Origin of the sequence: Chloroflexus sp. (assembly GCF_034435895.1) — a bacterium.
Classification (GTDB): domain Bacteria; phylum Chloroflexota; class Chloroflexia; order Chloroflexales; family Chloroflexaceae; genus Chloroflexus.
Window position 1 is genome coordinate 1 of the sequence record NZ_DAOTWH010000359.1, and the last position, 6905, is coordinate 6905.

General features: G+C 59.5%; 7 protein-coding genes, 1 tRNA gene and 1 pseudogene. 4 read left to right on the forward strand and 5 right to left on the reverse strand.

Features of this window, described 5'->3' with window-relative positions; all coding sequences use genetic code 11:
- The 3 genes and pseudogenes from U9R81_RS19885 to U9R81_RS19895 all read right to left on the reverse strand — a co-directional run.
- Positions 1–376 (reverse strand): annotated as a pseudogene (locus tag U9R81_RS19885) (ornithine cyclodeaminase); the annotation flags it as partial.
- A 172-nt stretch (positions 377–548) separates the two neighbouring features.
- A complete protein-coding gene (locus U9R81_RS19890; protein WP_322497145.1) occupies positions 549–1721 on the reverse strand; it encodes a 30S ribosomal protein S1 in 1173 nt (390 codons plus the stop codon).
- A gap of 34 nt (positions 1722–1755) precedes the next feature.
- Positions 1756–2046, reverse strand: a complete 291-nt coding sequence (locus U9R81_RS19895; protein ID WP_322497146.1) for a hypothetical protein — start codon at positions 2044–2046, stop codon at positions 1756–1758.
- Here U9R81_RS19895 and U9R81_RS19900 point away from each other — a divergent pair.
- Both U9R81_RS19900 and U9R81_RS19905 read left to right on the forward strand, forming a co-directional pair.
- Positions 2045–2950, forward strand: coding sequence for a metalloenzyme (locus U9R81_RS19900; protein ID WP_322497147.1), 906 nt, complete (start codon positions 2045–2047; stop codon positions 2948–2950). The genes U9R81_RS19895 and U9R81_RS19900 overlap by 2 nt on opposite strands.
- Before the next feature lie 12 nt (positions 2951–2962).
- A complete protein-coding gene (locus U9R81_RS19905; RefSeq protein WP_322497148.1) occupies positions 2963–3439 on the forward strand; it encodes a low molecular weight protein-tyrosine-phosphatase in 477 nt (158 codons plus the stop codon).
- Here the strand turns inward: U9R81_RS19905 and U9R81_RS19910 are convergent.
- Complete coding sequence (locus U9R81_RS19910; RefSeq protein ID WP_322497149.1) at positions 3412–4236, reverse strand: 16S rRNA methyltransferase; 825 nt, start codon at positions 4234–4236, stop codon at positions 3412–3414. The genes U9R81_RS19905 and U9R81_RS19910 overlap by 28 nt on opposite strands.
- A gap of 204 nt (positions 4237–4440) precedes the next feature.
- Positions 4441–5556: a tRNA guanosine(34) transglycosylase Tgt gene (locus U9R81_RS19915; protein ID WP_322497150.1), complete on the reverse strand. Its 1116-nt coding sequence runs from the start codon at positions 5554–5556 to the stop codon at positions 4441–4443.
- 225 nt (positions 5557–5781) lie between these two features.
- Here U9R81_RS19915 and U9R81_RS19920 point away from each other — a divergent pair, with 225 nt between their 5' ends.
- Both U9R81_RS19920 and U9R81_RS19925 read left to right on the forward strand, forming a co-directional pair.
- Positions 5782–6027 (forward strand): type II toxin-antitoxin system Phd/YefM family antitoxin, encoded by a 246-nt coding sequence (locus tag U9R81_RS19920; RefSeq protein ID WP_322497151.1) that lies wholly within the window; start codon positions 5782–5784, stop codon positions 6025–6027.
- Positions 6028–6311: 284 nt separating this feature from the next.
- Positions 6312–6386: transfer RNA gene (locus U9R81_RS19925), tRNA-Asn, on the forward strand.
- Positions 6387–6905 lie beyond the last annotated feature (519 nt).

Sequence of the window (6905 nt, forward strand, 5' to 3'; positions counted from 1 at the left end):
GGCGGGCCAGCCAGCGGGTCGCCACCCCCGACGCCGCACCGGTGCGCAACGCGGTCAGGTACGTGCCATCAAGCACTGCCAGCGGTCGCCCGCTCGCCGGATCAAAGAGCGTCACCAGCGCATAGATCGTTGGTTCGGCGCGATACATATTCTGCGGAAAGACTGAGACGGTCTTGAGGCCGAGCGCCGGCGAATCGCCGCCCAGTCGCCCGGGCATAAAGAAGGTTGTCGCGGCATACGCGGGGGTTGCAATGGCGGTACGCAGCGGAATGTCAGCTTCGCCGCGCGCAAGCATGCTGAAAGCCTGCTCCACCGCATCAATCGCTGCTGCCATCGGCACGGCCTGCGCGACATCAGCCGCCGAGAGAAATCGCATGCCCACCTCCTCGTTGGTCGTGCGAACCGTATACCGCCTCTTATCATACGACAAAACCGGCACGGATGGGAGTCCATGCCGGTTTGGGAAACACCATTGTTTATTTGGCGCTACCTTGCCTGCAAATGGCACTGTGGCGTCTCAAGCAGGCACCTCACCCGGCGCGCTGCACTTACGCCTGCGCCGGCTGATCGCTCTCGGTCTCAGCCAGAGCGGGAGCCGACTCATTGTCGTTGATCCGGCGCAGTGACAGGCCCATCCGCTGGCGCTGGCGATCGAGGCTAATCACGCGAGCGGTGACAATCTGGCCGGGTTGCAACACATCACGCGGCTGCGTCTGCGGATCGGCGTCAAGCTCGCTGGCGTGGATCAAGCCCTCAACCGCCTCTTCCACTTGCACAAAGGCGCCAAACGGCGTCACATTCGTCACCGAGCCGGTCACCAGTTGGCCGAGCGTATAGCGCTGATCGATCGTCTCCCACGGGTTATTCTGCAACTGGCGGATCGACAGACCGATGCGCTCGCGCTCGCGGTCGATCTCAACCACGACCACCTTGACCTCTTGGCCGGGTTGGAGCACCTCACGCGGATGATTGACCCGCTGCCAGCTCAACTCAGAGATGTGGGCCAAGCCATCGGCGCCACCCAGATCGATAAACGCGCCGAAATTAGTGAGCTGGTTGACCCGTCCCACCAGCACATCACCCGGCTGCAATTCGGTGAGCAAGCGATGCTTCTGCGCCTTGCGCCACTCTTGGGTTGCCGCCCGCTCAGAGAGCACCAACCGGTTGCGCTCGCGGTCAACCTCAATCACCTTCAGCGGAATCTCCTGATTGACCATCTTTTGCAGCGCCTGCTGCCGCTCATCAGCAGCGGTGCGCCCGTGCAACTGCGCCACCTGCGACGCCGGCACAAAGCCGCGGATGCGGTTGAATTGCACCAACAAACCGCCCTTGTTGAAACCGATCACCTTGCAACGGGTGATGCCGCCATCGTGGAAGAGCTGCTCGGCTACTTCCCAGTCCTTCGCCACCTGCACCATCGTAAGCGAGAGGATCAAGTCGCCGTCGCGGTTTTCCGGCTCTTGCACATACACCTGAACCGTATCGCCAACTTTCAGCGAGTTGATGAAATCATCACCCATTTGGCGCAAATCTTGAGCCGGAATCACGCCTTCACGCTTGGTGCCAATCGAGACCAGAACACCACTCTCTTCGATGTGCATAATCAAGCCTTCCCGCAGCTCACCACGCTGGGGGCGGGCATAATCATACTCATCGAGCAACTGGGTCCAATCCAGATCTTCCTCGTTCTGCCGGGTCACAGGGTCGGGCTGGACAGACATGCTACAAAGCCTCCTCAAAGAGATTTAGTTTGTCTCAACTGCCGCGGCGGCGCAAAAAGAGCGCGATCCGGGTCGTGCGGTGGTACACGTCAGGTCGCGCAAAATGCTTTGTATGCAGATCGCTACGCTGGCGCGAGCCGCCGGCTCCGCAGGCTGGCAAGTGCTCCAAGGCCGTCGTACCGTTCCAGTCGGTGGAGTTGACCGTCGCGGAAGGCGAGACTTGTTTTACAATGGCGGCAATTATAGGAGATGATGGTGAACCTGTCAACATTTTCACAAGCTGGGCAAAGGCTGTTTGCCGTATATTGATGAACGATTCGGGCATGGCATTCATATTTGTGTTTTTGGATGGGGTGGGATTAGCGCCATCTGCACCAACTAATCCGCTGGCGCATGTGCCGATGCCGGCGCTGCACGGATTACTCGGCGGGCCGCTTACGAGCGAGCACATTGGCTATCGCGACGAGTTGCTGCTGGCGCCGCTCGATGCGTGCCTAGGGGTGGAAGGGCTGCCGCAAAGCGGCACTAACCACGTCGCTTTGCTGGCCGGCATTAACGCGCCGGCATTGCACGGGAGGCACCAGCCGCATTTTCCGCCGGTGGCGTTGCGCCCGCTGCTGGCCGAACGCTCGCTCTTTCAGCGCGCGCAGATGCAAGGGCAACGAGTGGCGTTTGCCAATGTCTTTACCGACGGCTACTGGCAGGCGCTGGCCGAACGCCGGCTGCGCCGCTCGGCGAGTGTGATCGCCGCCGAAGGCGCCGGTCTCTATCTGCGCACTCTCGACGACTTACGCGCCGGGAACGCACTGAGCTGGGATATTACCGGCGAAGGCTTAGCAGCGCGCGATCCGGCGGCAGCGACCATTGCGCCGATCAGTCCGCTTGCAGCCGGTGAGCGGTTGGCGCGCTTGGCGAACGGCTACGATTTGGTCTTTTTCGAGAGCTTCTTGCCCGATCTCGCCGGCCATGGCCGGCTCGGCCCCGACGGCGCTGTTACTGCGCTCACCCGGATTGATGGCTTGCTGGCCGGTTGGCAGCGCGCGCGCCGGCCAACCGACAGCTTGCTGATTACGTCAGATCATGGCAATATCGAACAAGCGGCCACCACTACCCACACCACCGCGCCCACGCCGCTGGTGGTGATCGGACCGCACGCCGGCTATTTTCGCCATGTGCGCCGGATTGATGAAGTGGCCGATGCGATCTTGGCCGCGTTGGCTCACACCTGACACGAGGAAGCTATGCAACGAAAAATCCGCGTCTTGTTCGTCTGTATGGGTAATATCTGCCGCTCGCCAATGGCTGAAGCCATCTTCCGCCATCTGGTCGAGCAAGCTGGCCTCAGCGATCGGTTTGAGATCGACTCAGCCAGCACCGGCGGTTGGCACGTTGGCGAGCCGCCGCATCCGGGGACGCAGCGGGTGCTGGCCCGCCATAACATCTCGACCGCCGGGATGCGCGCGCGGCAGGTGCGCTCGGCTGATATTGACCAGTTCGATTACATTCTGGTCATGGATCGCGAGAATCTAGCCGATCTAGGCCGCTTCCACCCTAGAGCGCGCGAACGCGCGAAGCTGTTGTTGAGTTTTGCGCCGGAGTTGGAGGTCGATGAGGTGCCCGATCCCTACTACAACGGTCGCTTCGATGAAGTGTACCAGTTGATCGAGATAGCGTGCCGCAATTTGTTGGCCTACATCCGCGAACGCGAGGGGGTGTGACGCTCGATCACAAACACTAGTTCGTTGGGCAACTCGATCACGCGCGGCGACCACCCCTCAGCGGCGGCCAGTGCATCCATATAGCTGCGGTAGGTCGTCGCCATGCCGACGTTGCGCCCGCCTAAACTACGGGTCGGAAACGAGACGACGAGCCGGGGAGCTTGGATGGCGCGCAGGAGATCGGCGCCGGCGCCGCGCCGTTGTTGTTCGAGCAGCGGGATCGTTTTCAAGACGAGCGCAACATCCGCCACGATCGGCGGCGGCCCCGCCGCCAGATCGCAGGCGCCAGCCTCTCCCTGCACGCCGAGCAGCGGCAAGGCCGCGCGGATAAACCCGCAGAGGGCTGTGTCAATGTCGTAAGCGGCGTACCACGTGGTTGGGGGCAACTCCATCCACGGGATGGCGAGCGGATTGAGTCCGCAACCTAGATCGAGCACGCGCTGCGGCGGTTGGCCGCCAAAACAGGCCGGATAGAGCTGGTCTAGCGCCGGCAGCCGCTCGCGGGTCGAGGCATGGTAAGCCATCAAGCGCAGACAAACCGCTTGGCGGGTTGCTATGTCCGGCGCTGACTGCAATGCAGCCAGCCACTGCGGGTAGGGTAGTGCGCGATCGGCGTAGGCGCCGATCATCTGGTGCAATGTCGTTTTGGTGGCTTTAATCGCCGCTTTCAGCGACGGATAACGCTGCAACAACTCGCGCCCCACCCGTTCGATCACGGCGGCATCGATCGTGCGATAGCGCGCGCTGGCCTGCACGGCGGCAATCAATTCGGCTAGTTGGGAATCACGCTCTGCCATCATGGTCTTTTATCGCAAAGAATTTGCCGCAGAGAACGCAGAAGGCGCAGAGGGTGAGCAGAATTTGCTCGCTCTTCCTACCCCCTCTGCGCCTCTGTGTCTCGGTGGTTCATCAGTGAGTGCAGCGGGAGTAGAAAGGTGAGGTCACTCCTCCTACCCCCTCTGTGCCTCGGTGGTTCATCTTGCGGCGTGCTGTCGCGTTCATCACACTTCACCCGGTTGCGCTGCGCTCCGCTCCCGCCGGATCAATTCCATCACCTGCGCCATAAAATGCAAATTGTGGATCGTCGCCAAACGCAACGCCAGCGTCTCACCTAGCTTGTGCAGATGGTGGAGATAGCCAAGGCTGTAGTGGCGGCAGGTAAAACACGTACACCCCGGCGAGATCGGCGTATCAGCCTTGATATGCTTGCGATCGGCGAGGTAGACATAGCTAAACCACTCGCCGGTCAAACGAAAGCCGGGCCGCTGCGGGTCGGCAGTAAAGGCCAGCAAACGGCCTTGGCGAGCATCGCGAGTCGGCAGCGCGCTATCAAAGATATCGTACCCCATCCGCACGCAGGCCACCACACTGGCCGGATGGCCAACGCCGAGCGCATGCATAGGAAACTGAGCCGGAATCTGCGCGCGGGTAAAGGCCAGAATCTCGCTCAGTAACTGGCCTTGGGCATCGAGCGGCCAGCCGCCGAAGCCGAAGCCGTCAAACCCAATCTCAAGCAACGCCGCCGCGCATTCGGCCCGTAGCGCCAAATCGCCGCCGCCCTGCACCACCGCAAACAACAACGGCGGCGGCCCGCTCCGCTTCTGTTGCGCCACCTGCCGGTCAAACTCCGCGCGGCACCGCCGCGCCCAACGGATCGTCCGCTCGACCGAGCGGCGCTGCTCGGCAGGCGAATCATCAACGTGAGTGCAATCATCGAGACAGATCACAATATCAGCGCCATAGCTCAGTTGCAGTTGAATGCTTTTTTCAGGAGTCAATTGAAACCGCCGCTCAGCGCCTTCCGGCTGAAACACCAAACCCTGATCCGAAATCCGGCCTTGCTTTGGATGATTGCGGATCAGCGAATAGGCCTGAAACCCGCCGCTATCGGTCACGATTGGCCCATCCCATGCCGCCATCCGGTGCAACCCGCCGAGCGCAGCGATTGTCGAACTACCGGGCCGTTGCATCAGGTGGAACACATTCATCACCAACGCCGTCATGCCAGCCTCGACCAAGTCACGGCTATCAACGGCGCGCACCGTGCCAAAGGTTGCATCGGGCAAAAAAACCGGCAAGGCTAATGGGCCATGGTTGAGGGTCAGTGATTTAGCCATATTCCTAACAACAATCTAGGGTTGAAATTTAGTATATGATGCGTTATACTGTCGTAGAAGCACACTGAATCTGATTCCTTATTTGTGCCGGGTTCGTCTGCCGCGTGTGCAGCTATGAGAAGGTAGATGCGCAATCTACTGTTCTCGGCATTGGCGATCATAACCGGGACAAAATAACGAATCAAAGGCAAAAAGCAAGTTTCTCCTTGTAGAATGGAGCGACCAATGTCCGACATCACCAAAAACCTGCTCAATGTCGACCTTCGCCAAGGCGTTGTGCCAATCTCGAAGGCGGCATCATCGCTCGCCGCGCTGATCAAGCGCTCACAGGCCACCCACCAGCCGATTATTGTCACCCAGAAGGGCTATCCGGCTGGCGTCCTGCTCGACGTTGAACTGTTTACCGCCCTGCGCGAACTGGCCGAGCGTTACGAAGCCGAACGCAACGGCCATAGCGACAGCGCCGAGTAATCAACTGCCGGCATATTACCACACACAAGCGCAGCCGTAGATCGTTATGGCTGCGTTATGTTTTTGATCACGGATGTCGGAGCGAGTACACCAGCAAAGAAACGCCACCACTGCCCAGCAAACTCGCCAGCGTGTTACCAACATCTCAGAATGCCAACATTCTTCCAACACTCGACCTAATCAGCCTTCGCCTCATCAGAAAGCCATAAAACACCACACAGACCTCCTCAGCCCAGCCACTTGCACGTTTTGCCGATCTGTGCTATACTCTCAGCCGAAGTCAATCCCCAATAGCTCAACGGTAGAGCAGCTGACTGTTAATCAGCGGGTTCCTGGTTCGAATCCAGGTTGGGGAGCCACAAAACACTCCATCAGAAGCACCCGGCGATAGATGCCGGGTGTTTTTGTTTGGGTATGATAAGCCGCGCCACTGCGGGCAGGGTGATAGCTAATGCATGGGCGCAGGGCCAAGCTGACTGTGATCCGCTGCTCAGTCTGCGCAACGTGGATCGCACTGCAGGATCCGACTGCCACGTTGAGTGACTGCTGGAGCTAGGCAGGTGATTTGGTGAAACGCATTTCAGCGCTCAAAGCCTAATAACAGCTTGTACCGACCGGACTTGACGACTGCCATCAGCTCTAGGCCATCTTGTCTCAAGAAGAAGAGGGTGGATAGATCGTCCGAATGCACAGGGATCTGATATTGACATCAGAATCGAGAGCGTATACGATGCAAGGAGGTGCCATTAGGGAAAAGTTTAACCATTTATCCCGTAAAGCGGGCATACAGCATATTTCTACATGACCACTATCCTTGCACTTTTAACCATTGCTATGCGGCGAGTTGACGGACAATAGCGGCGAAGGCTTCCTGATGC